Genomic DNA, 26,386 nt, shown 5'->3' with positions numbered 1-26,386 from the left:
GGGGTAGAAGAATGAAGTTACTAAGCACAGGAGTACAAGGGCTGGACGAACTGCTTCAGGGGGGTTTCCCGGAAAAGCACATGATCGTCGTGGTCGGAGGCATGGGCACCGGCAAATCCACGCTAGCCTTGCAGTTCCTGGTCAACGGCCTGAAGAACGGCGAAAAGTCAGTGTACATGAGCCTGGAAGAGAGGGAGTCCGAGATCGTCGAGTCAGCTGAAGGCTATGGGTGGGACCTGCAGACCTATATTGATAATAACAGCCTGATCCTGATCAGACTTGATCCCAACGACATCAAGACCACACTGACCCGGATCAAGAATGAAATGCCCCGGCTCATCAAGACATTCGGGGCTACCCGGCTGGTCATCGACTCGATCACCCTCTTCGAGATGATGTTTTCGGACGAGGCAGAAAGACGGCTAAACTTGTTCGAGATCTTCGCGATCCTGAAGGAAACAGGCGTCACTGCACTTATCACTTCTGAAGCTTCGAGGGCCGACGCGTATTCCAGCCGGTACGGGCTCGTAGAGTACGTGGCAGACGGCGTGATCATCCTGCGCTACGTGAGGCCAGATCAGCTAAGGGACGTCAAGCTGGCGGTAGAAGTAGTGAAGATGCGCCGCCACAAGCATTCCCGGAGCATCAAACCCTACGAGATTACGGACGAAGGCATAGCCGTGCACTCGGAGTCAGAGGTATTCTGAGCCTGAAGCGGGCCGAAGATATTTTTCCGAGAGGTAACCTGCCTATGCAGGTAGCCTCCCATGGGCAGATTGTCTGCTGGCGATAGCGCCGTGCCACCTCTGCGGCACGGCAAAAAATGAACCTTTCTTCTTTTTTCAGCCACTGCAGGCCACTTTTACCGTAAACTATGATGCTACTGCAGGCCGGCAGGCTTTACGCGCTTACAGCGGATTTGTGGCCTGCCAGACAATAGTTTTTTATATCTTCAACTAATTATAATAACTTCCGGACAATCATGAAAAATCTTTGCGGCAGCAGAAAGGTTTATTTTATGATGCGATAATTATTAAATTAACAACCGAATAGGAGGGAGAGGTTGGCTGTGGAAGAGCCCCAGAGATTGAGGAGGAGAGCACAACAGAGCTGGAAAAATAACGTCGAACAGGACTTAACCAGGCTGCTCGACCGGAAAGGCGTCCTCGGCGCGTTTCTGATTTCCAGGACAGGAGAGACCGTTACTCAGGTCTTCCAGGACACTACGGTGACCACCACGGCGGTCCCCAGGCAGAAAGAAAGCTCGCTCATGCAGATCGTCCGGAAGCTGACACCGCTCATGCAGAGCATGAGAAACGTGCCGCTCCGGAGGACCATCTTCGAGACCACAGAAGGGTCGGTCATATTATACAGTATGGAAAATGGCATAGTCGGCTGCATCCTCGACAAAGAGTTCGATGTTGTCTCGATAATGCTCGAAATTCAGACTGTCGCCGACATGATCAACAGCCACCTGAATAACGTCGACGTGGGCCGGGAGGCACTGGAGAGTCGCTTGCGGGAAAACCGCGAGGAGTTCCGGGCCTTCAGCCACGATCTGCTAAGAGAGATAGAAAAGCACTTTGGTACGGTGACCACTGAACAGATAATCGACAGGATGGTAAGGTGAACAGATGAAAAAGCTCAAGACTGGCATTCTAGGCTTAGACAGCCTCCTTGACGGAGGCTTCAACGAGCATTCCGCCACGATTCTCGTTGGCTCGGCTGGTACAGGTAAGACGACCATGGCTCTGCAATTCCTCCGAAAGGGGCTGGAGAACGGATCAGACGCGATCTACATCACCCTCGAAGAGCCTCGATCCCAGATCATCGAAGAGGCCCGGAACATGGGCTGGGAAGACATCGAGCAGTACGTCGAGAAAGGTTCGCTGGTGTTCCTGGAGGCCGCGGGCAAAGACCTCGCAGATTTCATCAAGGAAGAGCTACCCCGGTTTGTCAGCGAATGGGAAGGCTCGCAAGCCCGCATCGTCGTAGATCCGTTGACGCCTGTGATCTGGGCTAACGAGAACAAGTACGACCAGCGCATGCTCATCTCTCAGCTGTTCAAAGAAACCAAGCGCATGGGAACGGTGCTCAGCACTATCGAAGAACACGGGGTGACCGGTGAAATGACTGGCAGTGAGACGATCATCCCGATGTACCTGGCTGATACCATACTTCACATTTCGAGCGTGAGCATGGGCAACCGGATGATATCGATCAAGAAGTCGAGGCAATCGTGGCACAGCGAGAACAACTTCCCGTACCGTTTCGTGCTCGGCATTGGCATCGTCATCGATACCACAGGAATGAGTGGCAAGCGTATGAAGAAGATCACACCGGAGCTCAAGCAGCGCACCTACGAGACCATCATGAGGGTCAACAAGGATAACGTGGAGCAGGTGAAGAATATTATGAGATACCTGGAGCGCGCGGATCTGGGAGATATGGAGCCCGAACAGATCCTGGACATGCTCATCGAAGACTACAAAGTAGCACAGTGACGGTCGTGACGGATGCATAAGCAAGTATCGGATGTGGCTGAAGGCTGCATACCCGTCGCCACCGGGTCGATCTGCAGGAAATGCAGCAGTAGCCGGATAAAAGTGATCTACTTCGAAAAAGAAGGCAAAAAGTTCGCCGTATGCGAGGACTGCGGGGACATCAGGAGTGTGGGCTCCAGCCTGCAGGACTGCTACGAGAAGTGGAAATCCTACCGGGAGGCCCCGCCTCGATAGACCATGAGACGGGTTTTCCCCCTTTCTTTTTAGCTTAATCTCGCGTGCGCCAGACCCCGGATAAGGGTAAAACGCCGACACATTATTTTTTAAACTTTTTCCGTATTTATAATCAATAATTTCCACCCATGCACTAAAAGTATTTATACAAAATAGTCAATCATTTATGTGTGAGGGGCTGTAACCTCACAGAAGTTGTGCTATATTAGCAAAGATATCACTGCACAAGCAGGGCAGGGGCTTCCTCCCTGGCACATGCCCTGTCCAGATCATACGCGGGCTTGATCTCGCCTATGATAACCGGAACAAACCAAACCCCGATGCGAGGGAAAGTATCCATTTTTATACCTCCCAAGCCCTCGCATCTACCTTTCATAAGATCGTCCTCCAGAAGCAGGAAAAACATCCCGGATACCCGCCAGCCAGCCGCAGCTTCCCCCTTCCGGGCACTTTTCATGCAAAAAGTATAAGAGTCATGATGGTGTTTATTGAAAAAGTAAGCGGGCCTGTGGTCTAGTTGGTTATGACATCGCCTTTACACGGCGGGGATCAGGGGTTCGAATCCCTTCGGGCCCACTTCATTTTTCCTGAAATTTTTTGTATTGTATGTTTTTTACAGTAACTTTTTGGATTCATCATCAAGTCCTCCCTGGCCTCCGGTTCCTCACTATCCTCCTCTCTGATCTCCTGACCTCTCTGATCTCTCCCCGAGATCGTTCTCTCTGATCTCCGGTGCCTCGGAAACCTCACTGTTGTCCGGCTTGCGTATCCGTACCATGGAAAATGTGAGGTTGGGGAGTGCCCGGAGATCCGGGAGACTTTTTTTCAAACTGGGAGGTCAGGGAGGTCAGGAGGTCTGAGAGGAGGAAGGTGAGGAGCCGGAGGCTTGGAGAGGATAAACCGGCTGTCGGGAATCGCCTTTTGAACGCCTGCCATGGCAGGCGTTCTCAAGGCGAATATCCTGGCAGAAGAATTGTCCAAAAAGTTTTAGGAAAGACGATACTTGAAGATGTTAGTGAATTCATTAGCGCAATAGGGCTGTCTATCCTGACCAGCTTATTTCCCGCACTTCTCGACCGCCGGCAGCAGCACGACAAACCGGCTACCCATGGTGTAGTCGCCGCTCACCCGGTCTTCGACCCAGAACCGGCCGTTAAAGTCGTCCACGAGGATTTTGGTGAGACACAGGCCGAAGCCTTTGCCGCTCGCCCGGGTCTTCTCCAGCGACAGCCGGTCGAAGAGCTTCATCTTCAGGTCGTCCGGAATGCCTGGCCCGTCGTCCTCAATCTCGACCCTGCATTTCATATGCCCGCACTCTTCGTACTTCTCGGCCCTGACGTTGACAGAAAGCCGTCCGGTAGAGTGCTTGATTGCATTGCCAATCAGGTTCAGAAACACTTCCTTGAGAAGCTCATTTGCTATTACTATGCATGAGCAGGTGGAGACAAGAGTGATCTTTATGTCCCGGCCTGCGACGGCAGGAAACCGGGAGATGACCTCGCGGAGCAGGCTTTCGATATCGATCTCCTCGGCTTTGTAGACGCCAGCTTTACTTTTCTGTATCTTCCGGACGTTATCGATAAGCCGGGAGTTTGCCCGCAGGGTTTCTATAGGCCGGGTGATTAAAAACCGGTCTTCGGTGCCAAGCGATCCATGGGCCTCTATGATGTCATCGGCCAGCTCAAGGTAACCCATGGCAATCTGGTTCATATTATTGATGTCGTGGCCCATCAGATCCACGTATAGCTCAGCCTGAGCCTTGGCCGCCTTCAGCTCGTCTTCAGCGTGTATTCGCTCGGTGATGTCCTGGATGGTCCCGAAAAGCCAGGCAGGCTTACCGTCCGGGCCGGCAATCTGCTCACCTTCGACTCTGACGATAGAGACAGAATCATCAGGGCCGACGATGCGCAGCATCGTATCCAGCGTGCCGCTCGCGCAGCTGGCCAGCTCAGTAAATTCCCTGGATACACGGTCAAGGTCGTCCGGGTGAATGTACTTTTTTAGAATAGCTTCAACGCTTGAAGTAGAGGTGAGTTCATCGGTCCCGATAATGCGGCACACTTCGTCGGAACAGGTGAGTGTACACGTCGCCAGATCGAACTCCCACAAGCCTATGCGGGCGTTCCGTAGCGCTCTTGCCATACCTATCTCGCGTTTTGAGTACACCGATTTTCCCAGCCTCATCTCAGCCATGCCTGAACAGCTTTCTACAGGAATATTCAGACCTGTCGAACTTAGCGGTTTTTTCATATGACTAATGTTACATTCCCCGCTGATTAGGCAATTAGGATTTTCATAGATATTAATGTTTATATCAGGGCCCAATGTAAAAGAAAAGCGTAAAATAAAAGTATAATATAAAATTGTTATTTGTTAGGTATCCCGGCGATCACTTGTTGCACTTCATCCCGACTGCATCAGCGATGTTCTTGACCGCATCGTCCACGTCCATGTTGGCCGCTTTCGCCGCCCTCTGCAGGTCTTCCATCGTGATCAGGTCAGGGTTATTGTGCTTGTCGTGAGGCATTCCGCATCCGCAACTAATACACATATTATCACCGTAGGTAACAGTCTCGCAGCGGAGATAAAAAATGTACTAGTGTATTAATTACCTGCATAAACCTTAACCACTGGTTTATCAAGCCGGGAACAGATAACATTATGGAGCTGGTAACACGGTATTGGACGAGATCATCTCCGCACTCTCGGGGCTGCTAAACTACGCGTGGATATTGCTGTTCGTAGTCCTGTTCGTCATCCCGATCTTGCAGCGCTACATGGTGAACTCGGCCAGAAAGAGGATACTCAGGCGGATTTCCAGAGAACGCAAGTCTCAGGTGATTACGCTGATCCATCGCCAGGAAACGATCGCGTTTCTGGGAATTCCCCTGTCAAGGTACATCGACATAGACGACAGCGAAGAAGTGCTGCGCGCAATAAGGACCACTCCCCCCGACGTACCGATCGACCTGATCATGCATACCCCCGGAGGTATCGCACTGGCAGCCACCCAGATCGCCCTTGCGCTGAAGTCTCACCCTGCCAGAAAGACCGTCATAGTGCCTCACTATGCCATGAGCGGCGGCACGCTGATCGCCCTTGCCGCAGACGAGATCCTGATGGACCCGCACGCAGTCCTCGGACCGGTCGATCCCCAGCTCGCAGGCAAAGACGGCGCTTTCGCCGCCTCGTCCATCCTGAGCGTGCTCCGGCAAAAGCCTGCCGAAAAGATCGCCGACACGACCTTCATCCTCGCAGACGACGCCCGCAAGGCGCAGGAACAGATGAAGGAACTGGTGCGCATTATTATTAAAGGCAAGTGCGGCGAGCCTAACATCGAGACGATCCTCGCTGAGCTGGTCAGCGGCAAATATACGCACGACTACCCGATCTTCCCGGAGAAGGCGCTTGAGCTGTTCGGCGGGTGTATCAGAATTGGCATCCCCCCGGCAGTCTACGACCTAATGGACTTCTACAAGATGGAGATGAGCTCCAGACGGCCCGGCGTCGAATACATACCCATAGCGCCGCCAGAAAACCAGCGCGGGCGCTGATGCGCGGAGAACAGTATCCATTCTTTTTACCACGCTTTGGATTTTCGGCATTCAGATCCTCCCTGGCCTCCGGCACCTCACTGTCCTCTCCTCAGATCTCCTGACCTCTCTGACCTCACCCTGAGATCGTTCTCTCTGATCTCCGGCTCCTCCTAAACCTCCCTGTTGCCCGGCTTGCGCACACGTACCGGCAAAATTAGAGGTCGGGGAGTGCCCGGAGATCAGGGAGACTTTTCAAACTGGGAGGTCAGAGAGGTCAGGAGGTCAGAGAGGAGTAAAGTGAGGGGCCAGAGGATTGGAGAGGGAAAACTCAGTCGCCGGTGTTCGCCTTTTGAACGCCTGCCATGGCAGGCGTTCTCAAGGCGAATATCCTGGCAGAAGAACTGTCCAAAAAGTTACAGGAAAGACCATACACAAGGTACACGAAGTACGCGAAGTTTTACGATAAGATCATATTACAGCATGCCGTTATTATCGAACTTTGAGTACTTCGTGTACTTCGGGTACTTCGTGTAGATGGTACGGGCACTCGTACGAAACGTTCCAATAATGACTCGTGGATGGAAAAGGTGTTTTCAAGTAGAGGCTATACAAAATGTAAAGTTATATATACAAAAAGTAAAGTATACTTTACATATATGATAAACCACCTGAAGGAACTGAGGGCCCGGCACAATATGACGCAGGAAGACCTGGCGCAGAAGGTCGGTGTCTCGAGGCAGACGATCGTCGCCATCGAGAAGCAGAAGTACGACCCGTCGCTGTCGCTCGCGTTCAGGCTGGCCAGGTGTTTCGGAGTCAAAATTGAGGACATATTCGAGGAGGATACCGATGTTCAAAACTGAAGAGTCGAAAGTATCAGTCGCAATTCTACTAACGTTCGCCATACTGCTGGTTACCGGAGTCTATCCGCAGTACGTGCTCTGGATGACGATAGCGGTAGTCGCACTGCTCGTCGTACTAACGATCTACAGCGTACTGGTAAAGAAGAGATCCGGCGAGCCCCAGGACGAGCGGTCGGCGAAGTGCTCGCTTCTGGCCTCCCGTAACGGGTTCATCGTCGCGATCGCACTTGTGACGCTGCTCGGGGTTACTGTGAAGCTTGGCGCTCCGATAAGTATGGACAGTCTGGTCCAGATGACGTGGGGCCTTAGTACGGCGACCTACTTCCTGTCGTACATTGCGTACAAGAGGTTAGGGCTTGCGTAAAAAAGAAGTTATGCTTCTGACCTGATCATAATCAGAAGCATCTTAAATCTTTTAACTGCAGTCAGCGAGTGGATTGCATCCTTCGGGAAGATGATCATCTGCCCTGCCGTGACTCTGTGGGTCACGTGGTTGACCATGATGTCGGCTTCGCCGTCCAGAATGTAGACCATCGCGTCGAAGGGTGCGGTGTGCTCGCTCAGCCCTTCTCCCTGGTCGAAGGAGAAGACGGTCACGGTGCCTGTTTTCTTGCGGATGATCTCCCGGCTGACGACTGCGCCGTCCTGGTATTCGACGAGCCCCGCGAGATCGATCGGGCGGGCCAGCAGGTTCTCGGTAGTAGATTTCTTTTCGGGCATAAGATCACTTACACTACGTATGCACGCAAACGATAAAAAAGTAAGCCGGCGATGGCGTGGAATAATATAATGAACATGACCCTCAGACAGATCAGTATCAGGCACGTGGGGGAGACTAAGTGAAGAGAATAATGGCGATACTGGCACTGCTGATGGTGCTGACGGCTACTGCTTTGTCAGCATGTGCTCAGCAGGCAGTCCCTGGTGACCTGAAGGCGGACGATAATATGGCTACACAAGTTATGGCGCTCGACATCACGAGCCCGGCATTCAAGGACGGGGAGCGGATACCGGTGAAGTACACGGCAGACGGCGACGACATGTCCCCTCCCCTGAACTGGTCTCGAGTAGAAAACGCCAGTGAGTATGTGCTGATCTGCGACGACCCGGACGCGCCTGGCGGCACCTTCACCCACTGGATCATGTACAACATACCCAGCGGCTTCACCAGCCTGCCCGCTGGCGTACGGCAGGAGGAAGAGCTGGACTACGGAGCCATCCAGTCTAAGAACAGCATGGGCAACCCCGGCTACAACGGGCCTTCGCCACCCCCGGGAAAGCCACACAGGTACATCTTCAAGCTCTACGCCCTCGACGCCAGGCTCAACCTGCCGGCCGGGATCACAAAAGACCAGCTGCTGACCGCGATGAAAGGGCACGTGATCGCAGAAGGGAGCCTGACCGGAATTTATGGGCGATAAGTGGCTATACAGCCATCCCCAGGGTATACTGGTAATAATACACCACAGAGGCACAGAGATACACAGAGAAGGGTTTACCACAGAGGCACAGAGACGCACAGAGACCTGTATTGAATAATTTCTTCAGCTTAACACATTGAAGAATCTCTGTGCGTCTCTGTGTTCTCTGTGGTAGCTATCTCTCTGTGAGCCTCTACGTAACTCTGTGCCTCTGTGGTAAAAGGAGACTTGTTGTCGTAGAATACGGATTGCCATCCGGGGGAATGAGAAATGGCCCGGCATTAATAGCCGGGCTTATACCTTTCTCCCTGCAGGTAGTGTGGCAGGTAGATAAACCGTTTTCCGGTGATGTTCAGCGTGTAGTCGAGCCGCTGGAGGGTGCCGGGCTTTTCTGCCACGCTGGTGACGAAGATGAAGTCCGCCATCTGGGGCAGGAGCTCGACGGTCAGCGCGCACTTCAGCCTCCGGACGCCGGGCTCGGGCTTTGATGCCCGGTACTGGGGCGGGTTGCCCGTATGGTACATGGAGACGTCCTTGAAATGCCCGGGATCCATGTCATAGGCGGGCATGTAAATCACGATCGTACCCTGCCGGTCCTGGCCGCCGCCGAGGAGGCCGAACAGGTTCCCCAGCCCGCCTCCCTGGGCGCTCAGGTTGTGGATGTCGAACTGCGCGTTCAGCACCCAGAAGGGCAGGTAAACGCGTTCGCCTTCGCTTTTTTTATCTACGTCGAAAGCCCCGAACTCGTAGCCGATCGTTTCTACGTTGCCGTTGCTGCGGACGTGCATGGTCCCGCAGTTGTCGCAGAGAAAAACGTTGTCGACGTCCTGCGGTTTTGAGAACATGGGCGTCTTACAGTTCGGGCAGTATACCTGTACAATTTTTGTCGTCATCTTATCGCCCTCCGAACAGCGACGGCGCGATCTTGTCGAACGCGGCGTCTTCCGCATCCGGCCTGTTATTCTTGAACAGGTTGTACCCGCCTTTGACGTCGCCGGCTGTCATTTCTACACCGTGCCTGAAGAACCCGAAGGATCCGGCGGCGATAATGAGGCTTGCGGCCATCAGGAACAGCGCCAATCCGCAGCCTCCCTCGGACTCGATGACAAGCCCGATCCACGCGCTGAAGCCGATGCCGACTCCGCCGACGGCCATGCCGACGGCCATGCTGAGGCTCCGCCACAGGTAGTCGCCTGGCGCCCTGCCGGAAAGGACCCGGCCGGTGATACCGTCCACGGTAGCGAAATACATGCGATCGGCGTACTTGTACCGGACCATCCATATCGGGTAGAAGACCAGCGACAGCCCCCGGGGAATCACGTTCACCTGCTGGAAGGTGATGCTCGGCACGCCTGCATAGGACACTGCTTCAGAGCGAATCTGGGACAGGCCGGTACTCAGCGCGTCGGTGCTGGAGGTCGTCGCCTCGAAAGTGGGGATGCTCCCCTCGTCGAGGATGACCGCTTCTCCGTCCAGGTTGCGCAGGCGCTCGACACCGATGTCCCCGGCGTCGCTGGCTACCTGAGTCCAGTCCATGTCCCGGGCCACCATCTTTTCCAGCGGCACTCTCTCGGTGCGCTTGTTCCGCTGGACCGTCTTGTAGCCGCAAACCCAGCCCGCCGCCCTCGCCCGCAGGCGCCAGAAGGGCACGTAGATTGGATAGCACTCGGTCACTTCGCCCCGCCGGCGCAGGTCCCGGGCCTTGAACCCACCTTTCCACCACCGGCGTACCTCGGCGATCGCCTGGTCTCGGCTCACTTTATTCCTGAAGGTGATGCGGCGGACACCGTCGTCGCCTTCTATGGACAGGATCGCAGAGCAGTACTTACATGAGGTATACTTCGTCCCCTCGTCGACGCTCACGTCGCCGCCGCAGTTGGGGCAGTTCATGGAGAGAGATATGCTCATGTTAGAACCTCCTGACTACGACGTATGCGGCTGCTGTGACGAACGGGATGGTGAAGAGCGCGACCAGCAGGATGATGATCCATACGAATATAGCCGAATCTCCCGCGCCCATGGATAAGATGAAACCGGCGAGCCCTTCCAGGAAGAAGATGCCGAAAGCCGCGGCAGCGATGAGCAGGTAGGGCGCCGCTTTCCTGGTCGGGAACTGGCCGGTATAGACTTCCCCGGACGAGCCGTCGATGACGGCAGGGTACTTAGTACCCCTGTACTCGTACTGGATAGCCCAGATCGGGAAGAAGACCAGCGCCTGCTCGAGCGGAGTGCCCTCCAGGCTTGACAGGTAAGCCGTCATCTCGATGTCCGGCTTGACCAGCTCGACACCGCCGGTGCTGTAGCTCTCGTCGAATATTTTTAGATCGCCGGCGGGAACTTTCAGGGAGTGGAGCCCGGGCATGGTCGTGGATTTGGCCGGCTCGACGAACACTTTTTCCTGGCCGGAGATGTTCCGCCTGAATAGGTAGACCGGGAAGTATAGCTGCCTGAAGTCGGTGATCTTCGCTGTCTGTTCCAGGTCCCTGGCCATTTTGGCCCCTGCAGTCCACCGCTTGAAGATGCCCTCTGCGTCGTTCCGCTGAATGAAGAAGGGCATGATGTAGAAGAAGCCAGCGCCGCTTTTGTCGATGTACAGCTGCGTACCGCAGTGGCTGCACTTGACGAACTTGACGCCGGAGTCGAAAGGTATGGGTGCACCGCACCGGGTGCACCTGATCTCTGCCATTAGTTTTTCACCCTAGCTGATTTCCGCAGCTGGGGCAGAACTTGCTGCCGGCAGCGACTTTAGTGCCGCATTTGGGGCAGGCCTGCTCCCCACCGGCGGGCTGGCCGCAGGACGGACAGAACTTCGCACCGGGAGGCAGCGCTGCCCCGCACTTGCTGCAGACGGCGGTCTCCTGCTTCGCACCGCAGGACGGACAGAACTTCGCTCCCTGCGGGACGCTGGCGCCGCACTTCGCGCAAGGAGTGCCGGCGGCAGCCTGTTGCTGGGGCTGCTGCTGGGGCTGTTGTTGCTGCTGGCCCATCTGGCGCATCTGGTCGACCATCATATAGCCCATGCCGATGCCTGCGCCGACTCCGACGCCTGCTCCAGCGCCGCCGCCCGAAGGGTTCTGGGCTGCCTCGCGCATGGCCTGGCCGGTCTGGTACTGCATATAGTTAGTGCCCAGCACGCCCATGGACGATCTGGTATCAACAGCCTTCTGGACTTCCTCCGGCATGGTGATGTACAGTCCGGAGAGTTTGTCCATGGTGATGCCGTAAGGCTCGAAGTGAGCCTTGGACCGCTCCAGCCACGCCTGCTCGATGTTGGTCAGGTTGGCCGCGAGGTCTGCCACGCCCATGCCGCCGTTCTTGGCGTCGCCCAGCACGTCGTATAAAACGACTACCGCCTGGTCCTTGATGCGCTCTTCCACGTCAGCCGAGGTGGTGTAGCTGAAGGTGCCGACGAACTGGTTGATGAAGTTCATGGGGCCGGTGACCTTGTACCTGAACTCGCCGAACACCCGGAGGTTGACCAGCCCGAAGTCCTTGTCCCGGAATACGTATGGTTGCTTGCTGCCGAACTTGCCGTCGAATACCCGCTTCTGGATGTAGTATACTTCCGCGTCCTGCCTGACGCCGGACAGGAATTCCACGATGCGGCCGACGATGGGCGCGTTCATGGATGTCAGCGCATACCGGTCAGGCCGGTCGATATAGTCGAGGGCTTTGCCGTCCCTGTAGAAGACCGCCATCTCGTCCTCCCGGACGACGATGTTGTCGTTGAACCGGATGTTCCGCGGCACCTTCCACATGATGTTGCCGCGCTTCTCGTTCTCTTCCCAGGCGATCGTCGCAGCGCCGATGACGCTCTTCTTATCTCCGCCTATGATTGCCATGCTTTTACACCTCTGTGCCTGTGATGAAGGCCATCCGCCTCTTGTTCGTGCCCTGCATGCCGTCGAGCTTGATCGCGAGTTGAGCCAGCGCCTGCCGGTAATCCGGGCCGCCCGTGACGGCCAGAGACTTAACCCTGTCTACTTCAGCCTTGATCTCGGTCAGCAGCGTGACCATATTCAGGTCATACTCGTACAGCTTGTTCAGCCGGTCTTCGCCCACCCTGATCCGGGCGTCGATGCCTGAATAGCCCTGGGCGGCATGCCGAATTTCGCCTTCTACGGTTTTGAACTTGCTGATGAGTATCCCGATCTTGTCCAGGCCTTCCATCTGCCCGTTGTCCAGCAGGATAGTCCTGCATTCCTCAAAGTCGCCCCTGATCGATGCCAGCCGGTCAGCCACCTGAATGCGTAACATGTTGTCAGCGGCCCTCAGATCTTCTTTCGCTCGATACCCGCTGAACCCCGGGATCATGCTCTGGATTTTGGCTATGATGCCCCGATCTTGCACGACCTTATCTCTTAAGTCAACCATGTCAAATCCCTTGCCAGTTATAGGTTAGTTTAAAGTTTCCGGCTATACGTGGAGGCCAGTGATGCCCCAGATTCGATTCTTCATAAAATAGGACCTGTCAGCTGATAATCTTTATTATGTACGAAACTGGGCCGTCAAAGATCACTCAGGCAATCATCCGTCATTTCTTTGACCACAATAGCTAATTAATAATCGTTATAAATCAATACTTTTAAATACCATAAATAATCATTATAATTTGTTATCCCGCTGGAGGGATGACAGGAGATTGATAGAGGATGACAAGACGGAGGAGTCCAGAATAAGCGGGACAATATTGCTGGCCACAGATGGCTCGCTCCCGGCGCTGGCTGCTACGATACAGGCAGTAGAACTGGCCAGAGCCAGGAAAGCAAAGCTCTCCGTGCTCAACGTCAGAGAGCAGGGACCGGTAACTGGCATCGAGAAGATGGCGGAAAACTCGGCCCTTCGCAGGAAGCCCGAAGTCGACGGCATGGAATTTGCCCGCAGGCTGGCTGGCAGCCAGAGCGTTGCCGCCGAGTTCCTGACCAGAGACGGGCCGGTGGTAGGAGAAATCATCCGGACTGCCGCGGACATCAAGGCAGACATGATCATAATGGGAGCTTCAGACCCCAGGGGTATCAGCGGATTACTTCTGGGGAACGTAGCGGAAGCAGTGGTGAAACAGGCCCACTGCTCAGTCGTGGTCATCAAGCCGACAGAAGCCGAAATCCAGACAGCCCTGGATATCCTCAACGGTGCCGGGCACAAGGTGCCGGCTATCGATATCTCCGACATAACCGGCTCTGCCAGATTTAAAGTCGGGCTCGTGCTTTTTGGCCTGTACATAGCAGGCTACTCGGCCTTCACCATCACGGGCAGCTTCGCCAAAGGCCTGTTCAGCCAGGGCTTGCTGGGGCTGAACGTCGCCCTGGTGTCAGGCATGGTTCTGATCGCCGCAGCCATCCTCATGGCCATCGGCTATAGCTGGTACGCGGGCAGGATGGAATCAGAAACCGGAGGGGTATAGATGGATTATAGTTTCAAGCCCATTGCGTTCGCACTATTCTGCCTCATCACGCTGCTGGCCCTGGGGCTTTCGGCTTACGCTGCCAGAGGCGTGAGGACTGCCGGCCACTTCTACGCGGCGGGCGGAGGAGTCAAGTGGTTTGTCAACGGCATCGCTTTCTCCGGGGACTACCTGAGCGCTGCCTCGTTCCTGGGCATAGCAGGAATGATCGCGGCGAGCGGGTTCGACGGCTTCATGTACAGCATCGGCTTCCTCGCGGGCTGGATCGTGGCCCTGTTCATCGTGGCGGAGCCGCTCAGGAAGATCGGGAAGTATACGTTCGCAGACGCGCTGACCAGCACCTTCAAAAACAAGTACGTCAGGCTCACTGCGGCCATCAGTACGCTGGTGGTCAGCGTGTTTTACCTCATTCCCCAGATGGTCGGCGCTGGCTCGATCGTACAGCCATTGATCGGCCTGCCCTACGAGCTAGGCGTAGTTATCGTGGGGAGTCTGGTTATCGTGATCGTGGCCACGGCCGGGATGGTATCCACCACCTGGGTCCAGTTCATCAAGGGCTTCCTGCTTTTGATCGCCGCCGGAGGTCTTACCATAGGAGTGCTTATAATGGCGGGCCAGGGCCCGATCGACTTCATCTCGTCGATACTGTCGAGCCAGTCGATCCAGCTCCCCAAAGGGACAACGGTGACTGGCGAGCAGTTCCTGTCCCCCGGCCTCAAGTACACCAACCCGTGGGACTTCGCCTCGCTGGCCCTCGGACTGGTGCTCGGAACTGCTGCGCTGCCCCACATCCTGATCCGGTACTACACGGTGCCGAGTCCCGCAGACGCCCGGAAGTCCACTGTAATCGCCATCATAGCCATCGGGATCTTCTATATCCTGACGCTGTTCCTGGGCCTCGGAGCGAACTACTTCGGGACTTTCGACCCCGGGAACGAGAATCTGGCCGCCCCTCTGCTGGCGCAATACATAGGCGGTGAGGTATTCTTCGCCCTCATATCGTCCATCGCGTTCGCCACCATCCTGGGAACTGTGGCAGGCCTGATCATGGCGGCCGCAGGAGCGATCGCTCACGACATATACACAGAGATACTGGGCAATAAATCGGATGAGTCGAAGAGCCTGAAGGTCTCGAAATTGACAGCGATCGCAGTGGGAGTCATCGCGATAGCTCTGGGTATCCTGGCCAAAGGACAGAACGTCGCCTTCCTGGTCGGGCTCGCTTTCGCCATAGCCGCCTCGGCTAACCTGCCGGCTATCCTGAGCACGCTCTTCTGGAAAAGGGCGACCGACAAGGGCATAATAGCGGGCATACTCACCGGACTGGTATCGTCGATCGTCCTGATCCTGATCAGCCCTACAATAATGGGCTCAGGGGCGATTTTCCCGCTGAACAACCCGGGAATCGTCAGCATTCCGCTGGGCTTTGCGGTGACAGTCGGCGTCTCGCTGCTCGATGCAAGGAGAGTTGCGGATGAGATAACCGTAAAAACTGCAGGATCATAAGCTGGTCCTGCAACTTTTTTATTCAAATTCCCGGTAGAACAACCACGATTAATCGTTATAAAAACATTTAAGTATTTTAGAATGAACTATCGTGACAATACCGGTGACTATTCAATGGTTCAACAGAATATGACAAAAACTGGCGCATCAGCGCTCGCGATAGAGGATGTTACTAAAACTGGCGCATCAGTGCTTGCGAACCCGGCCCCCCTCGGGCTGATGGGCTTCGGAGCGACCACTGTGCTGCTCAACCTGCACAACGCGAACATAATTTCCGCTACGAGCCTTGGCATGATCTTCGCCATGGGCATCTTCTACGGAGGCCTCGCCCAGGTCATCGCCGGCATCCTGGAGTTCAGGAAGGGCAACACCTTCGGCATGACGGCATTCACGTCCTACGGCATGTTCTGGATCGCGCTGGTCGCGCTCCTCCAGTTCCCCAACATGGGCTGGGCAGCCAGTGTCGATAGCGCCTCGATGGGATTCTTCCTCGGAGTCTGGGGCCTATTCACCGCGTTCATGTTCGTGGCCACCCTCAAGAAGAATCTGGCCCTGCAGATCGTCTTCGGCAGTCTGACCGTGCTATTCTTCCTGCTGGCCATCGCCGACTTCACGGGCAGCGCCATGATCAAGACCATTGCCGGATATGAGGGCATCCTCTGCGGCCTGTCAGCCATATACCTCGCCTGCGCCGAAATCATGAATGATGCATACGGGAAGAAAGTGTTGCCCGTGTGAAGTGGCCGTAAGGCCACATTATATCTTTTTTACCATCAGGGACTTATATCCCGGATAACTGCCAGACAAGGTTTATCTGCCAATACAGGATAGATCTGTTTATGGCCTTACGAGACGACATCTGTTCGGCGATGGAAAGCTACATGATGAACGCCCCCTCGGACTGGAACACGGTTACAGTAGAGGAGTTGAAGCAAGAGCTTGCATCGAACCCGAAACTTTTCCTGTTAGACGTCCGGGAAAGGGACGAGTTCGCTTCCGGCCACATCCCGGGTGCTGTTAATATATCTGTCAGAGAGATCCCCCAGCGCGTCAAAGAGCTGCCTCGCGAGAAGGACATGAAAATTGTTGCTTACTGCGCCAGCGGCATCCGCTCCGCCTACGCCACCATGTTTCTGAGAGTATACGGCTACTCCGACGTCCGCAGCCTGGTCCATGGAATAAGAGAGTGGGTGGCCACCGGCAACCAGATCGTCGCATGAGCCAGCGACCACGAACAGCCCTAAAAGTTCTAACCACGGCGACACAGAGACACAGAGACAACTGTGACGCCGAACAGAGCACTCCTTTTTAGTCCGCTGCGACACGGAGACAGCCTATTAACCAATAACGGTTTACTGGCTAGATGTTACATTATATCATTATGGTCTCATGACCGGTAAACTAAATTCTATAGTGATTCCTCGTTCCTCCAGCCGGGTAACAATAAGTCGGTTGTCTCCGTGCTCCCGGCCCGCCGTGTCGCTGTGGGTCATAAAAAAGAGCCTTGCACTTCTGGTACGGTTGTCGCCGTGCCGCCGTGCCGCCGTGGTTCAAATAACCATCCTGCCATCGTTTCTCGCACTGTCTCCGTGCCGCCGTGCCGCCGTGGTTAGAACATCTGCCCTATAGTTGTCGGGATAAGGAGCCGTGCCGCCGTGGTTTAGTCCAAGCCCTAAAACGCTACTTTTCTGATCTTCATCACCGAGTAAGCGATCAGTGGCATTATGGATACTATAAGCCAGATGAAGGCGAGGGACATGGAGGTCCGCTCGGCGATGAAGCCTACGATTGGGAAGACGATCATGACGGCGATGCTGTTCATCTGGGCCTTCATCGAGAGCACCGTCGCCCGGTTCTCCGATGGCACTCTTTTGTTGATCAGATCGCTCAGTATGGGCCAGAACCCCACGACGAAGATCGTGGCAATCCAGAGGAACAGGACTACTACAGGCGAATCTACGACGGCAAAGAGCAGGTACATGGCCAGGATGACGGCCGGTACTATGATGACGATATCCCGGTTGCTGAATCTTTCCAGCACGTGGGCATACCTGGCGCCCAGTGCGGCGAAGATCGAATCGGCGCTCAGGATCAGGCCTATAAAGTAGACGGGGATTGCCATCGCCTCGAAGTATTTCTGGGAGTACATGTAGATGGTCTGATCGATGACCGTAATGGCTGCCGATATGACCAGCAGGTACAGGATCACCGGATTGCCGGCGATCAGCGTGACCGACCTGGTCAGCAGTTCTCTCAGCCTCGGCCTGCGTGAGCCGTCAGCGCGCTTGCGGGTTTCTGTGAACAGCAGCGCAGGTATCAGTGCGCAGAGCAGTATGCCAATCGTGGCATAGTAAACCCAGTCGTAGGAGACGTTGGCTATGAAGCCGCCTGCGGCGATGCCTGCTGCCGCAGCGATGAAGGTGACGGCGAGGACGTTGCCGTACACCTGCCTGTAGCTCACCTGCTGTCCGGTCTGCTTGCACGTGTCGTAGGTGAACGACTCCGAGGCGCTGCTGTACAGGACCATCGCCAGGGCGTTCACCGCGAAGCCGAGCGCAAAGCCTGCAAAGCTATGGGAGAAGAGGATGAGCGTATACCCGGCGATCCTTGCGATCGCTGCGATGATCAGGCTGGTTTTCCGGCCGAGGATGTCCGAGATGGCTCCTGCCGGTATCCCGAACAGCAGCATAGCCAGCTGATAAACGGATTCTATCAGCCCGATCTCTAACAGGCTCATGCCCCTTAAGCTCAGGAAAAGCATCCAGATTGCCCGGTCCAGTGTGCAGTTCATGAGCGCCGTGTAAACGTAGTTGAGCTTGATGTTCAGCCGGATCCTGTCGAGAGAGTCAGTCATTGCGGACGCTTCGTGCTCGATAATGGTGCGGAATCATATAAGCATATTGCGTGAGACCAGGTAGTTCCTGTCCGGGAACCGGACAGGCGGGGAGTACCATAGCCGGGTGGACAGGATAAATAATATCCGTTGCTTACTTCAGAACGGATAAATCGATAACCCTTTACAAAAGTTTAATATCTACACGATCGATAGAGCATATGAATCTAGTTATCAGGCGCCGATCCGATGCTATGGTTTAGCATGGCACAGCCCTTTTCGGTGCATGGTAAACGGGAGGTATATACATGAAGAAATTATCCGCAGTATCGATTATTGCTATCGCTCTGATGACGGTCGTGCTCGTCGTCAGCGGTTGCACGACTCCGACCGCCACTCCGGCAGCCGACGTCACCCCGACTCCGGCCGCCAACGTTACCCAGAACCTGACTATGACCCCGGGTGTCCTGTCAGTCGCCACCGAAGCGCACTACCCGCCCTTCGAGAACATCAACACCACGACTGGCGAGTTCTACGGCTTTGACATCGACCTCATGAACGAGATCGGCAAGGAACTGGGCCTCGAGGTCAAGTACACTGACCACGCCTTCGACACCATCATCCCGGCCGTCCAGGCTGGCAAGTTTGACTGCGCCATCTCGGCGTTCACCATCAGGCCGGACAGGCAGCAGTCTATCGACTTCACTGACTGGTACTACGAGTCCGCAGGCCAGGCTATCGTCACCAAGCCCGGCAGCTCTATCAAGAACGCTTCTGACCTTGTCGGCAAGATTGTCGGCGCCCAGGCTGGCACTGTCGGCTTCGACGCAACCAAGGCCATCGAGGGCATGCCCGAAGAGAACGTCAAGTCCTACGCCACCATGAATGAGGCCTTCATGGCACTCAAGAAGGGCGAAGTCGAGGCAGTCGTCGGCGACTACCCCGTTTGCGAGCCCTACTACAGGGACACCCCGGGTGACTACGCGCTTGCAGGACCCCTCAGCGAGACCGAGTACTTCGGCATCGTGGTAAACAAGCAGAACAAGCAGCTCACTGCAGCCATCAACGAGGCCCTTGCCAACATAAAGGCAGACGGCAGGTACCAGACCATTTACGACAGATGGTTCGCATAAGCGCCTGAAAGGCACGTAAATTACGTGCCTCTTATTTTTATTATGATGTAAAAAAACGTTAGCTAATTGAGTATGGATAAAAAGCTTTTTAATTGATTGATTATTAGTAAGTAACTTGCTGAGGAATCCGGGGAACGGGCGACCTTAGTACTTTAAAAAAATGGTGCGGTGATATAAGGTGAATAAAGGGTATAGATCGTTGTGGTTAATCGGCATACTGACTCTGCTTACATGTCTGGCTTTTGCAGCTCCTGCCTCGGCCCAAAGTACGAACGCCATTGTGGTCGTAAACGACGACCTGTTTTCACCCGTCCAGGGAGCCTCTGTTTATATTGATGAAACTTATATGGGCCTGACCAATTATGACGGCTCGATCAAAGTAAGCAATTTTACCCCGGGCATGCACAAGATCACCGCAAAAAAGGAGGGTCTCCAGGACCGGGTCAGAGAGTACAACCTCCAGTCGGGCGTCACCGTCCAGCTACAGATGAAGAGGGTGACGACGAGCATTTCACCAGACATTGTCACATTCATTATCCGGGAAGACAGCGCATCTAAAAGCATCGTCGCCGGAGCATCGATCTACATAGATAATCAACTGGCGGGAACGACCGATACAAGGGATGGCAAGCTCCAGATAGAGCTGACAGAGGGCATCCACGAGATTAGCGTCCATAAAAGCGGCATGATGGTCAATACGTCGACTATTGACGTCAAGCACGGCCAGACGTACATGATCGCGCTGACGCCCGGAAAGACCTTCTCTATCTTCGACGGAGAACTATTCATCTATTCTTTAGAGAAAGAAGTCACCAAAGGCCTGGTTACAACCCTGGAGCTGTCGATAATTGCGATGGCGATAGGCCTCGTAATCGGCCTGATCATGGGCCTGGGAAGGACTTCTACTAACATCCTGTTCCGGGGCATCGCCTCGATCTACGTGGAAGGCATCAGAGGATTACCCCTCCTGCTCCAGCTGCTGTTCGTCAACTTCGGCCTGCCATTCCTGATCCAGGACCTGACCGGCGGGTCTTTCAACATCGACGGGTTCACGGCCTGTATCGTAGCCCTTTCCATGAACAGCGGCGCCTACATGGCAGAGATCTTCAAGGCCGGCATCGAAGCGATCCACAAGGGCCAGATGGAAGCCGCCAGGTCGCTGGGCATGTCCCACTACCAGGCGATGACCTTCATCATCCTCCCCCAGGCGTTCAAGATCGTCCTTCCGGCGCTGGGTAACGAGTTTATCGCCCTCATCAAGGACTCCTCAATCGGCCTGGTCATATCGGTCTCGGAAGTCCTGTGGTGGTCCAAGACGGTAGGAGCAGAGCACTACAACACCTTCACCCCGCTGCTCGCCGCCGGACTGGTGTACCTGTGCATCACCATACCCCTGGGCAGGATAGTCCAGTACATGGAAAAGAAGTATAACGTCAACGCCAGAAAAGGCAACCTGCCGGCCAAGAAGAAGAAAACACCCCAGAAGGAGGCAACCGTATGAGCCAGTACATGGTAGAGCTGCAGGACCTCCACAAGCAGTTCGGAGAACTGGAAGTCCTGAAAGGGATCAATATGCAGGTGAAGAAAGGCGAAGTGGTGGTCATCCTGGGCCCCAGCGGCTCAGGCAAGAGCACCATCCTGCGGTGCATCAACCGGCTCGAGGAGCCCACCTCAGGCAAAATCTTCGTGGAAGGCATTGAGGTCACCGACAGGAGGACAGATCTCAACAAGATCAGGCAGCGCGTCGGCATGGTCTTCCAGCAGTTCAACCTGTTCCCCCACATGACCGCCCTGCAGAACGTCACTCTCGCCCCCATCAAGGTGCAGAAGAAGTCGAAAGCAGAGGCAGAAACGCTGGGTAAAGAACTCCTGAAGAAGGTGGGCCTGGAGCAAAAGATTAACAGCTATCCCATGCAGCTCTCCGGCGGCCAGCAGCAGAGAGTTGCTATCGCCCGCGCCCTCGCCATGAAGCCGGACGTCATGCTGTTCGACGAAGTCACCTCGGCACTCGATCCCGAGTTAGTGAAAGAAGTGCTGGACGTCATGCGCAACCTCGCCATGGATGGCATGACCATGATGGTGGTCACCCACGAGATGAACTTCGCAAGGGAAGTAGGCGACCGCGTCGTCCTGATGGATGGCGGTGTCATCGTCGAGGAGAACACCCCCGACCAGTTCTTCACCAACCCCCGGCACGAGAGGACCAAGAAGTTCCTCAACATGATCAAGAACTGAGGCCGCCTGCGGGCGGCCGCAAAGTGCCGGGCTCCGCTCCACTTTTTTACTTACCCACCCATTATTTAACTCTCGGCTGTGCCCGAGAGCCTTTTTATTCTGGCTGTCGAAATCCGCTTCGTCACCTTCCGCCCTATTAAAAAACCGAACCGGCCCTCCGGCGCCTGTCGATTTACACGGGCGGCGTGGTACGATTTTTATTCCCCATAATTATAATGCGGAAAAGTTACGTCAATTGTCGAACCGAACTACTACAAGGCTTATATACTAGGACTTCGTTTATTAGCGACAGATGCAGAACGATATTGTCAACCTGAGGGCCAAGCTTGCCGAGAAGATGGCGGGCGAAATCACGCTTTCGGAAAACCCCGGCGAGACGATCAAGAAGTGGAGGAAAAACTTCGGGATCTCCCAGATCGACCTTGCCAGCAGCATCGGGGTGTCGCCGTCTGTTATCAGCGACTACGAGAGCGGGAGGAGGAAATCCCCGGGAACGACAATCATCAGCAAGATCGTTGAGGCGATGCTCGACCTGGACGAGAAGGCCGGGTCGCACAAGATACGTGCCTACGAGACCATGTTCTTAGACCGGTATGATTCCGACGTCATTCTGGACATCCACGAATACCGGTCGCCGGTGCCGCTGAGCAAATTTGCCCGCGCTATAGGCGCCGAGAAGGTCTCCGGCAATTTCGACAGGGCGATCAACGGCTACACCATCGTCGACAGTCTCAACGCAATTTTCCAGTTCTCGGCGAACGAGTTCTACCGGCTCTACGGCTGGAGCACCGAGCGCGCCCTGATCTTCTGTAACGTTTCTACAGGAAGGTCTCCCATGGTAGCGCTGCGAGTCTCGACCCTCAAGCCGGCGGCAGTCGTTTTGCACGGGCTGGAGTCGGACAGGATTGACCCCGTGGCGCGCAAGATCGCCTCGGTCGAGTCGTTCCCGCTGATGACCTCGATGACAGAGATAGAAGAGATGATAAAGACGCTAAAGGGTTTGAAAGAATGAAGCTCGGAATTAGTGCATATGGAGCGTACGTCCCCCAGTACCGCATCAAGGTAGAGGAGATCGCCAAAGTGTGGGGCGACGACGCGGACGACTACAGGAACGGCTTAATGGTTTCTGAAAAGTCGGTGCCGGACGTCGACGAGGACACGGCGACGATCGCCGTGGAAGCAGCGAGGAACGCCATCGCCAGAGGTGCAGACCCGAAGAAGATCGGCGCCATCTACGTAGGATCGGAAAGTCACCCGTACGCGGTCAAGCCGACAGCCACTATCGTGGCGGCTGCCATAGGAGCACCGAACCGGATGACGGCGGCCGACTTCGAGTTCGCCTGCAAGGCAGGCACCGCGGCCATCCAGACTTCCATGGGTGTAGTGGCCTCCGGCCTGGCCGAGACCGCCCTCGCCATCGGTGCAGACACTTCCCAGGGCGCCCCCGGGGACGCGCTGGAATACACTGCAGCCGCAGGCGGCGCAGCGTTCGTCATCAGCAAGAATGACCACATCGCAGTCATCAACCACACCTGCTCGTTCACCTCCGACACCCCGGACTTCTGGAGAAGGGAAGGCGCAGACTACCCGAGGCACGGCGGCAGGTTCACCGGAGACCCCGGCTACTTCAAGCACGTCCTCTCGGCTTCGAGGATGATGCTGGAATGCCAGGGCACCAAACCCTCTGACTATAACTATGCAGTGTTCCACCAGCCGAACGGCAAGTTCCCCACGAGGGCAGCCCTGACTCTCGGCTTCAAGAAAGAGCAGCTAAGCCCCGGCCTGACCTGCCCGATGATGGGCAACACCTACTCCGGCGCCAGCATGGTAGGCTTATCCGCAGTGCTGGACATCGCTAAGCCCGGCGAGAGGATCTTCGTCACCTCGTTCGGCTCGGGCGCAGGCAGCGACTCGTTCGACATCACGGTCACAGACCGGATCACTGAGGTGCAGGACCTGGCTCCCAAGACCTGGGACTACATTAAGAAGGCAAAGTACCTTGACTACGCGTCTTACGCCAGGCACAAGGGCAAGATCAATACTGACAACTAAGGGGTGACAAAATGAGAGACGTAGCAATCATAGGTGTAGGATGCACCAAGTTCGGCGAAATGTGGGACCGCTCATTCAGAGACATCTTCGTGGAGGCAGGCGCCCAGGCCATTGAGGACGCCAACCTCTCCGGCGAAGAGATCGAGGCCATGTACGTGGGCAACATGAGCGGCGGCCAGTTCGTCCAGCAGGAGCACATCGGCTCCCTCATCGCAGACTACGCAGGCCTCGCCAGGGACTTCAACATCCCGGCGACCCGTGTAGAGGCGGCATGCGCTTCCGGCGGCTTAGCTCTGAGGAACGCTGTCATCGCCGTCGCGTCGGGCTACCACGATGTAGTCGTCGCGGCCGGCGTCGAGAAGATGACCGACGTGGAGACCGGCGTCACCGTAGATGCACTGGCATCTGCGGCAGACAGGGAATGGGAAGGCTTCATGGGCGCCACTTTCCCCGCGCTGTACGCAATGATAGCCAGGCTCCACATGCACAAGTACGGCACCACCAGGAAACAGTTAGCGGAAGTGGCGGTCAAGAACCACAGGAACGCCGTCCACAACCCCAGAGCCCAGTTCAGGAACGAGATCACCGTCGACACCGTCCTCAACGCATCCATGGTCGCAGACCCGTTCACCCTGTTCGACTGCTCTCCGATCACCGACGGTGCAGCCGCAGTCATCGTGGCCCCCGTCGAGATCGCAAAGAAGTACACCGACAGCCCGATCTACGTGCTGGGCGCCGGCCAGGCGACTGACACCATCTCCCTGCACAACAGGAAGGATTTCTGCACCTTCGGCGCCACCGTCGCCGCAGGCAAGAGGGCGTACGAGCAGGCAGGCGTCGGCCCGGAGGACATCGATCTCGTAGAAGTCCACGACTGCTTCACCATCGCTGAGCTGCTGGCCATCGAGGACCTCGGCTTCTTCAAGAAGGGAGAAGGCGGCCCGGCGACGGAGAGAGGCGACACAGCCATCGGCGGCAAGATCGCAGTCAACGCCTCGGGCGGCCTGAAGGCTACTGGACATCCGGTGGGCGCCACTGGTATCAAGCAGGCAGTAGAATGCGTCGAACAGCTCCGCGGCGAAGCAGGCAAGAGACAGGTAGACGGCGCTAAGATCGCCATGACCCACAACGTGGGCGGCACCGGCGGCACGGCAGTCTGCCACATATTCTCGAACGAGAAGAGGAGGAAATAACATGAGCGTCCCAAGATTCTGGAGAGAGATCCCGGCCCGCTACAACCTGATGGGAACCAAGTGCGAGACCTGCGGCACCCACTACTACCCGCCCAGGGCCTGGTGCCCCCAGTGCAGGAGACAGGGCAAGATGACGGAGGTACAGTACAAGGGTACCGGCGAAGTCGTCACCTACTCCACGATATACGCCCCCGGCGAAAGCTGGATCGGCGGCAAGCCCTACGTGCTGGCCATCGTCAGGCTGGACGAGGGCCCCCACGTGACCACCCAGGTCATCTGCGACCCTTCGGAGATAAAGATCGGCATGAGAGTCAAGAAAGTCTTCCGCCGGATCGGCGAAGACGGCGACAAGGGCATGATCCACTACGGCACGAAGTTTGTGCCGGAGTGAATCTAACCCCTTTTTCTTACTTTTTAAAAACTATTTCTCCATAAGCCCGAGATAGGCTCATATTATAATAACAATATAGTTATATTATATGAGCCTCCAGGCTTTCGCTTACCGGAAAGGGGAAGTCGAAGTGGTCCGGCCGGAACAATTCGACAGATATCAGGGCTATAACAGGTGGATTAGCCTCACCCGCCCGGAAAAGCAGGATATCGATCTCGTCGTCTCTAAATTTTCGCTGCACCCCCTGGTGATCGAGGACATCACCAACCCCCGGGAGATCCCGAAGGTCGACGAGTACGCTGGCTATACTTTCGTGGTTACCGATATACCGGAGATCGAAAACGAGAGCGTGATCATCCACAAGCTCTACATAATCCTCGGAAAAGATTTCCTGATCAGCGCCTCCGATCACTGGGATACTATCAGGACTGCAGAGACAGGGCTGATCAACAAGGCAGGCATCATAAGCGAAAGTGGGCCAGATTTTCTTGCGTACACCCTGCTGGATCACGCCACGGACCACTTCTACCCCGTCCTGGACCGCCTGGAAGACCTCATCGAGGAGATAGAAGACGAGGCGATGGCCACCCCGGGCAAGGAGTTATTATCGAAGATGGCCGATGTCAGGAAGAGCCTGCTGACCCTCAGGAAGTCCGCCTGGCAGATCAGGAATGTCGTCAACGACCTGAGCAGAGGTGCTTCCCCGTTCATAGCGCCCACTACCCTGATATACATCAGGGATATCGACGACCACGTCACCCAGGTGATGGACCTCATAGAAACCTACAGAGACATACTGACCTCATCACGGGACGTATACATGTCCGCCGTCTCAGTATCGCTCAACCAGATCATGAAGCAGTTGACCATCATAGCCACCATCATGCTCCCCCTCAGCTTTATAGTAGGCGTCTACGGCATGAACTTCAAAAACATGCCTGAGCTATACTGGGAATACGGGTACTACACAGTCTGGGTGATCATCATATCTGTCACCCTGATTATGCTGGCCTACTTCAGGGCAAAAAAATGGATTTAGAGAGCCTATCCCGTCGCAACATCTATCTTGCCGTACCTCGAA

The 26,386-nt window shown here is 55.5% G+C and carries 30 protein-coding genes and 1 tRNA gene; 21 read left to right on the top strand and 10 right to left on the bottom strand.

Annotated features, from left to right (window positions below; genetic code table 11):
* Positions 1–11: 11 nt before the first annotated feature.
* The 4 genes from RCI_RS12840 (at position 12) to RCI_RS12825 (ending at position 2,738) form a co-directional block, all read left to right on the top strand.
* Positions 12–707: a KaiC domain-containing protein gene (locus RCI_RS12840; RefSeq protein ID WP_012036880.1), complete on the top strand. Its 696-nt coding sequence runs from the start codon at positions 12–14 to the stop codon at positions 705–707.
* Positions 708–1,063: 356 nt separating this feature from the next.
* Positions 1,064–1,630 (top strand): hypothetical protein, encoded by a 567-nt coding sequence (locus RCI_RS12835; protein WP_012036879.1) that lies wholly within the window; start codon positions 1,064–1,066, stop codon positions 1,628–1,630.
* A gap of 4 nt (positions 1,631–1,634) precedes the next feature.
* Entirely contained in the window at positions 1,635–2,504 is an 870-nt protein-coding gene (locus RCI_RS12830; RefSeq protein WP_012036878.1) for an RAD55 family ATPase, read from the top strand.
* Positions 2,505–2,516: 12 nt separating this feature from the next.
* Positions 2,517–2,738, top strand: coding sequence for a hypothetical protein (locus tag RCI_RS12825; protein ID WP_012036877.1), 222 nt, complete (start codon positions 2,517–2,519; stop codon positions 2,736–2,738).
* A gap of 217 nt (positions 2,739–2,955) precedes the next feature.
* Here RCI_RS12825 and RCI_RS17540 read toward each other — a convergent pair whose 3' ends face one another.
* Entirely contained in the window at positions 2,956–3,078 is a 123-nt protein-coding gene (locus RCI_RS17540; RefSeq protein ID WP_269446476.1) for a hypothetical protein, read from the bottom strand.
* Between the two features lie 162 nt (positions 3,079–3,240).
* On the opposite strand from RCI_RS17540, the gene RCI_RS12815 reads away from it, so the two are divergent.
* Positions 3,241–3,314 (top strand) — tRNA-Val (locus RCI_RS12815).
* A gap of 480 nt (positions 3,315–3,794) precedes the next feature.
* On the opposite strand, the gene RCI_RS12810 is transcribed toward RCI_RS12815, so the two are convergent.
* Positions 3,795–4,931 (bottom strand): PAS domain-containing sensor histidine kinase, encoded by a 1,137-nt coding sequence (locus tag RCI_RS12810; protein WP_158308917.1) that lies wholly within the window; start codon positions 4,929–4,931, stop codon positions 3,795–3,797.
* Between the two features lie 196 nt (positions 4,932–5,127).
* Positions 5,128–5,265, bottom strand: coding sequence for a hypothetical protein (locus tag RCI_RS17200; protein ID WP_173363047.1), 138 nt, complete (start codon positions 5,263–5,265; stop codon positions 5,128–5,130).
* A gap of 154 nt (positions 5,266–5,419) precedes the next feature.
* Here RCI_RS17200 and RCI_RS12805 point away from each other — a divergent pair, with 154 nt between their 5' ends.
* The 3 genes from RCI_RS12805 to RCI_RS12795 all read left to right on the top strand — a co-directional run bounded on the left by RCI_RS12805 (position 5,420) and on the right by RCI_RS12795 (position 7,501).
* Complete coding sequence (locus tag RCI_RS12805) at positions 5,420–6,292, top strand: SDH family Clp fold serine proteinase (protein WP_012036875.1); 873 nt, start codon at positions 5,420–5,422, stop codon at positions 6,290–6,292.
* 638 nt (positions 6,293–6,930) lie between these two features.
* Complete coding sequence (locus RCI_RS12800) at positions 6,931–7,137, top strand: helix-turn-helix transcriptional regulator (RefSeq protein ID WP_012036873.1); 207 nt, start codon at positions 6,931–6,933, stop codon at positions 7,135–7,137.
* Positions 7,124–7,501 (top strand): hypothetical protein, encoded by a 378-nt coding sequence (locus RCI_RS12795; RefSeq protein WP_048198593.1) that lies wholly within the window; start codon positions 7,124–7,126, stop codon positions 7,499–7,501. The genes RCI_RS12800 and RCI_RS12795 overlap by 14 nt, the downstream gene beginning before the upstream one ends.
* Before the next feature lie 8 nt (positions 7,502–7,509).
* On the opposite strand, the gene RCI_RS12790 is transcribed toward RCI_RS12795, so the two are convergent.
* Positions 7,510–7,857 (bottom strand): cupin domain-containing protein, encoded by a 348-nt coding sequence (locus RCI_RS12790; protein ID WP_012036871.1) that lies wholly within the window; start codon positions 7,855–7,857, stop codon positions 7,510–7,512.
* Positions 7,858–7,976: 119 nt separating this feature from the next.
* Between RCI_RS12790 and RCI_RS12785 the strand changes: the two genes are divergently transcribed.
* Entirely contained in the window at positions 7,977–8,558 is a 582-nt protein-coding gene (locus tag RCI_RS12785; RefSeq protein WP_231844847.1) for a YbhB/YbcL family Raf kinase inhibitor-like protein, read from the top strand.
* Positions 8,559–8,839: 281 nt separating this feature from the next.
* Here the strand turns inward: RCI_RS12785 and RCI_RS12780 are convergent, their stop codons facing one another.
* The 5 genes from RCI_RS12780 to RCI_RS12760 are packed head-to-tail and all read right to left on the bottom strand — an operon-like array spanning position 8,840 to position 12,932.
* A complete protein-coding gene (locus tag RCI_RS12780) occupies positions 8,840–9,451 on the bottom strand; it encodes a hypothetical protein (RefSeq protein WP_148266626.1) in 612 nt (203 codons plus the stop codon).
* Position 9,452: 1 nt separating this feature from the next.
* Positions 9,453–10,466, bottom strand: a complete 1,014-nt coding sequence (locus RCI_RS12775; protein ID WP_012036868.1) for a hypothetical protein — start codon at positions 10,464–10,466, stop codon at positions 9,453–9,455.
* Position 10,467: 1 nt separating this feature from the next.
* Positions 10,468–11,244, bottom strand: coding sequence for a zinc ribbon domain-containing protein (locus RCI_RS12770; RefSeq protein ID WP_012036867.1), 777 nt, complete (start codon positions 11,242–11,244; stop codon positions 10,468–10,470).
* A gap of 7 nt (positions 11,245–11,251) precedes the next feature.
* Entirely contained in the window at positions 11,252–12,400 is a 1,149-nt protein-coding gene (locus tag RCI_RS12765; RefSeq protein ID WP_012036866.1) for an SPFH domain-containing protein, read from the bottom strand.
* Positions 12,401–12,404: 4 nt separating this feature from the next.
* Entirely contained in the window at positions 12,405–12,932 is a 528-nt protein-coding gene (locus tag RCI_RS12760) for a hypothetical protein (RefSeq protein WP_081477347.1), read from the bottom strand.
* Positions 12,933–13,200: 268 nt separating this feature from the next.
* Here RCI_RS12760 and RCI_RS12755 point away from each other — a divergent pair, with 268 nt between their 5' ends.
* From RCI_RS12755 to RCI_RS12740, 4 genes are all read left to right on the top strand, one after another.
* Positions 13,201–13,962 (top strand): universal stress protein, encoded by a 762-nt coding sequence (locus RCI_RS12755; RefSeq protein WP_048198591.1) that lies wholly within the window; start codon positions 13,201–13,203, stop codon positions 13,960–13,962.
* Positions 13,963–15,468, top strand: coding sequence for a solute symporter family protein (locus RCI_RS12750; protein ID WP_012036863.1), 1,506 nt, complete (start codon positions 13,963–13,965; stop codon positions 15,466–15,468).
* 129 nt (positions 15,469–15,597) lie between these two features.
* Positions 15,598–16,206 (top strand): acetate uptake transporter, encoded by a 609-nt coding sequence (locus RCI_RS12745; RefSeq protein WP_012036862.1) that lies wholly within the window; start codon positions 15,598–15,600, stop codon positions 16,204–16,206.
* 101 nt (positions 16,207–16,307) lie between these two features.
* A complete protein-coding gene (locus tag RCI_RS12740; RefSeq protein WP_012036861.1) occupies positions 16,308–16,688 on the top strand; it encodes a rhodanese-like domain-containing protein in 381 nt (126 codons plus the stop codon).
* A gap of 452 nt (positions 16,689–17,140) precedes the next feature.
* Here the strand turns inward: RCI_RS12740 and RCI_RS12735 are convergent, their stop codons facing one another.
* A complete protein-coding gene (locus RCI_RS12735; protein WP_012036860.1) occupies positions 17,141–18,322 on the bottom strand; it encodes an MFS transporter in 1,182 nt (393 codons plus the stop codon).
* A 287-nt stretch (positions 18,323–18,609) separates the two neighbouring features.
* Here RCI_RS12735 and RCI_RS12730 point away from each other — a divergent pair, with 287 nt between their 5' ends.
* The 8 genes from RCI_RS12730 (at position 18,610) to corA (ending at position 26,344) form a co-directional block, all read left to right on the top strand.
* Entirely contained in the window at positions 18,610–19,434 is an 825-nt protein-coding gene (locus tag RCI_RS12730; RefSeq protein WP_048198587.1) for a basic amino acid ABC transporter substrate-binding protein, read from the top strand.
* Between the two features lie 178 nt (positions 19,435–19,612).
* Positions 19,613–20,935: an ABC transporter permease subunit gene (locus RCI_RS15970; RefSeq protein WP_012036858.1), complete on the top strand. Its 1,323-nt coding sequence runs from the start codon at positions 19,613–19,615 to the stop codon at positions 20,933–20,935.
* A gap of 8 nt (positions 20,936–20,943) precedes the next feature.
* Complete coding sequence (locus RCI_RS12720; RefSeq protein ID WP_048199348.1) at positions 20,944–21,669, top strand: amino acid ABC transporter ATP-binding protein; 726 nt, start codon at positions 20,944–20,946, stop codon at positions 21,667–21,669.
* A gap of 292 nt (positions 21,670–21,961) precedes the next feature.
* Positions 21,962–22,681: a helix-turn-helix domain-containing protein gene (locus RCI_RS12715; RefSeq protein WP_012036856.1), complete on the top strand. Its 720-nt coding sequence runs from the start codon at positions 21,962–21,964 to the stop codon at positions 22,679–22,681.
* Positions 22,678–23,721: a hydroxymethylglutaryl-CoA synthase gene (locus tag RCI_RS12710; RefSeq protein ID WP_012036855.1), complete on the top strand. Its 1,044-nt coding sequence runs from the start codon at positions 22,678–22,680 to the stop codon at positions 23,719–23,721. Before RCI_RS12715 ends, RCI_RS12710 begins: the two co-directional genes overlap by 4 nt.
* Positions 23,722–23,732: 11 nt before the next feature.
* Entirely contained in the window at positions 23,733–24,914 is a 1,182-nt protein-coding gene (locus RCI_RS12705; RefSeq protein ID WP_012036854.1) for a thiolase domain-containing protein, read from the top strand.
* A gap of 1 nt (position 24,915) precedes the next feature.
* Positions 24,916–25,305, top strand: a complete 390-nt coding sequence (locus RCI_RS12700; RefSeq protein ID WP_012036853.1) for a Zn-ribbon domain-containing OB-fold protein — start codon at positions 24,916–24,918, stop codon at positions 25,303–25,305.
* 88 nt (positions 25,306–25,393) lie between these two features.
* Positions 25,394–26,344: a magnesium/cobalt transporter CorA gene (gene corA / locus RCI_RS12695; protein WP_012036852.1), complete on the top strand. Its 951-nt coding sequence runs from the start codon at positions 25,394–25,396 to the stop codon at positions 26,342–26,344.
* Positions 26,345–26,386: the final 42 nt, after the last annotated feature.

It is taken from the genome of Methanocella arvoryzae MRE50, from assembly GCF_000063445.1.
Classification (GTDB): Archaea; Halobacteriota; Methanocellia; order Methanocellales; family Methanocellaceae; genus Methanocella_A; species Methanocella_A arvoryzae.
This window is presented reverse-complemented; position numbering and strand designations above follow the sequence as displayed.

What these genes read in the sequence shown, in the direction of transcription:
- RCI_RS12840 (WP_012036880.1), top strand. Translation starts at nt 12, where the DNA reads ATGAAGTTACTAAGCACAGGAGTACAAGGGCTGGACGAACTGCTTCAG.
- RCI_RS12830 (WP_012036878.1), top strand. Translation starts at nt 1,635, where the DNA reads ATGAAAAAGCTCAAGACTGGCATTCTAGGCTTAGACAGCCTCCTTGAC.
- RCI_RS12825 (WP_012036877.1), top strand. Translation starts at nt 2,517, where the DNA reads ATGCATAAGCAAGTATCGGATGTGGCTGAAGGCTGCATACCCGTCGCC.
- RCI_RS17540 (WP_269446476.1), bottom strand. Translation starts at nt 3,078, where the DNA reads ATGGATACTTTCCCTCGCATCGGGGTTTGGTTTGTTCCGGTTATCATA.
- RCI_RS12810 (WP_158308917.1), bottom strand. Translation starts at nt 4,931, where the DNA reads ATGGCTGAGATGAGGCTGGGAAAATCGGTGTACTCAAAACGCGAGATA.
- RCI_RS17200 (WP_173363047.1), bottom strand. Translation starts at nt 5,265, where the DNA reads ATGCCTCACGACAAGCACAATAACCCTGACCTGATCACGATGGAAGAC.
- RCI_RS12800 (WP_012036873.1), top strand. Translation starts at nt 6,931, where the DNA reads ATGATAAACCACCTGAAGGAACTGAGGGCCCGGCACAATATGACGCAG.
- RCI_RS12795 (WP_048198593.1), top strand. Translation starts at nt 7,124, where the DNA reads ATGTTCAAAACTGAAGAGTCGAAAGTATCAGTCGCAATTCTACTAACG.
- RCI_RS12790 (WP_012036871.1), bottom strand. Translation starts at nt 7,857, where the DNA reads ATGCCCGAAAAGAAATCTACTACCGAGAACCTGCTGGCCCGCCCGATC.
- RCI_RS12780 (WP_148266626.1), bottom strand. Translation starts at nt 9,451, where the DNA reads ATGACGACAAAAATTGTACAGGTATACTGCCCGAACTGTAAGACGCCC.
- RCI_RS12775 (WP_012036868.1), bottom strand. Translation starts at nt 10,466, where the DNA reads ATGAGCATATCTCTCTCCATGAACTGCCCCAACTGCGGCGGCGACGTG.
- RCI_RS12770 (WP_012036867.1), bottom strand. Translation starts at nt 11,244, where the DNA reads ATGGCAGAGATCAGGTGCACCCGGTGCGGTGCACCCATACCTTTCGAC.
- RCI_RS12765 (WP_012036866.1), bottom strand. Translation starts at nt 12,400, where the DNA reads ATGGCAATCATAGGCGGAGATAAGAAGAGCGTCATCGGCGCTGCGACG.
- RCI_RS12760 (WP_081477347.1), bottom strand. Translation starts at nt 12,932, where the DNA reads ATGGTTGACTTAAGAGATAAGGTCGTGCAAGATCGGGGCATCATAGCC.
- RCI_RS12750 (WP_012036863.1), top strand. Translation starts at nt 13,963, where the DNA reads ATGGATTATAGTTTCAAGCCCATTGCGTTCGCACTATTCTGCCTCATC.
- RCI_RS12745 (WP_012036862.1), top strand. Translation starts at nt 15,598, where the DNA reads ATGACAAAAACTGGCGCATCAGCGCTCGCGATAGAGGATGTTACTAAA.
- RCI_RS12740 (WP_012036861.1), top strand. Translation starts at nt 16,308, where the DNA reads ATGGCCTTACGAGACGACATCTGTTCGGCGATGGAAAGCTACATGATG.
- RCI_RS12735 (WP_012036860.1), bottom strand. Translation starts at nt 18,322, where the DNA reads ATGACTGACTCTCTCGACAGGATCCGGCTGAACATCAAGCTCAACTAC.
- RCI_RS12730 (WP_048198587.1), top strand. Translation starts at nt 18,610, where the DNA reads ATGAAGAAATTATCCGCAGTATCGATTATTGCTATCGCTCTGATGACG.
- RCI_RS12720 (WP_048199348.1), top strand. Translation starts at nt 20,944, where the DNA reads ATGGTAGAGCTGCAGGACCTCCACAAGCAGTTCGGAGAACTGGAAGTC.
- RCI_RS12715 (WP_012036856.1), top strand. Translation starts at nt 21,962, where the DNA reads ATGCAGAACGATATTGTCAACCTGAGGGCCAAGCTTGCCGAGAAGATG.
- RCI_RS12710 (WP_012036855.1), top strand. Translation starts at nt 22,678, where the DNA reads ATGAAGCTCGGAATTAGTGCATATGGAGCGTACGTCCCCCAGTACCGC.
- RCI_RS12705 (WP_012036854.1), top strand. Translation starts at nt 23,733, where the DNA reads ATGAGAGACGTAGCAATCATAGGTGTAGGATGCACCAAGTTCGGCGAA.
- RCI_RS12700 (WP_012036853.1), top strand. Translation starts at nt 24,916, where the DNA reads ATGAGCGTCCCAAGATTCTGGAGAGAGATCCCGGCCCGCTACAACCTG.
- corA (WP_012036852.1), top strand. Translation starts at nt 25,394, where the DNA reads ATGAGCCTCCAGGCTTTCGCTTACCGGAAAGGGGAAGTCGAAGTGGTC.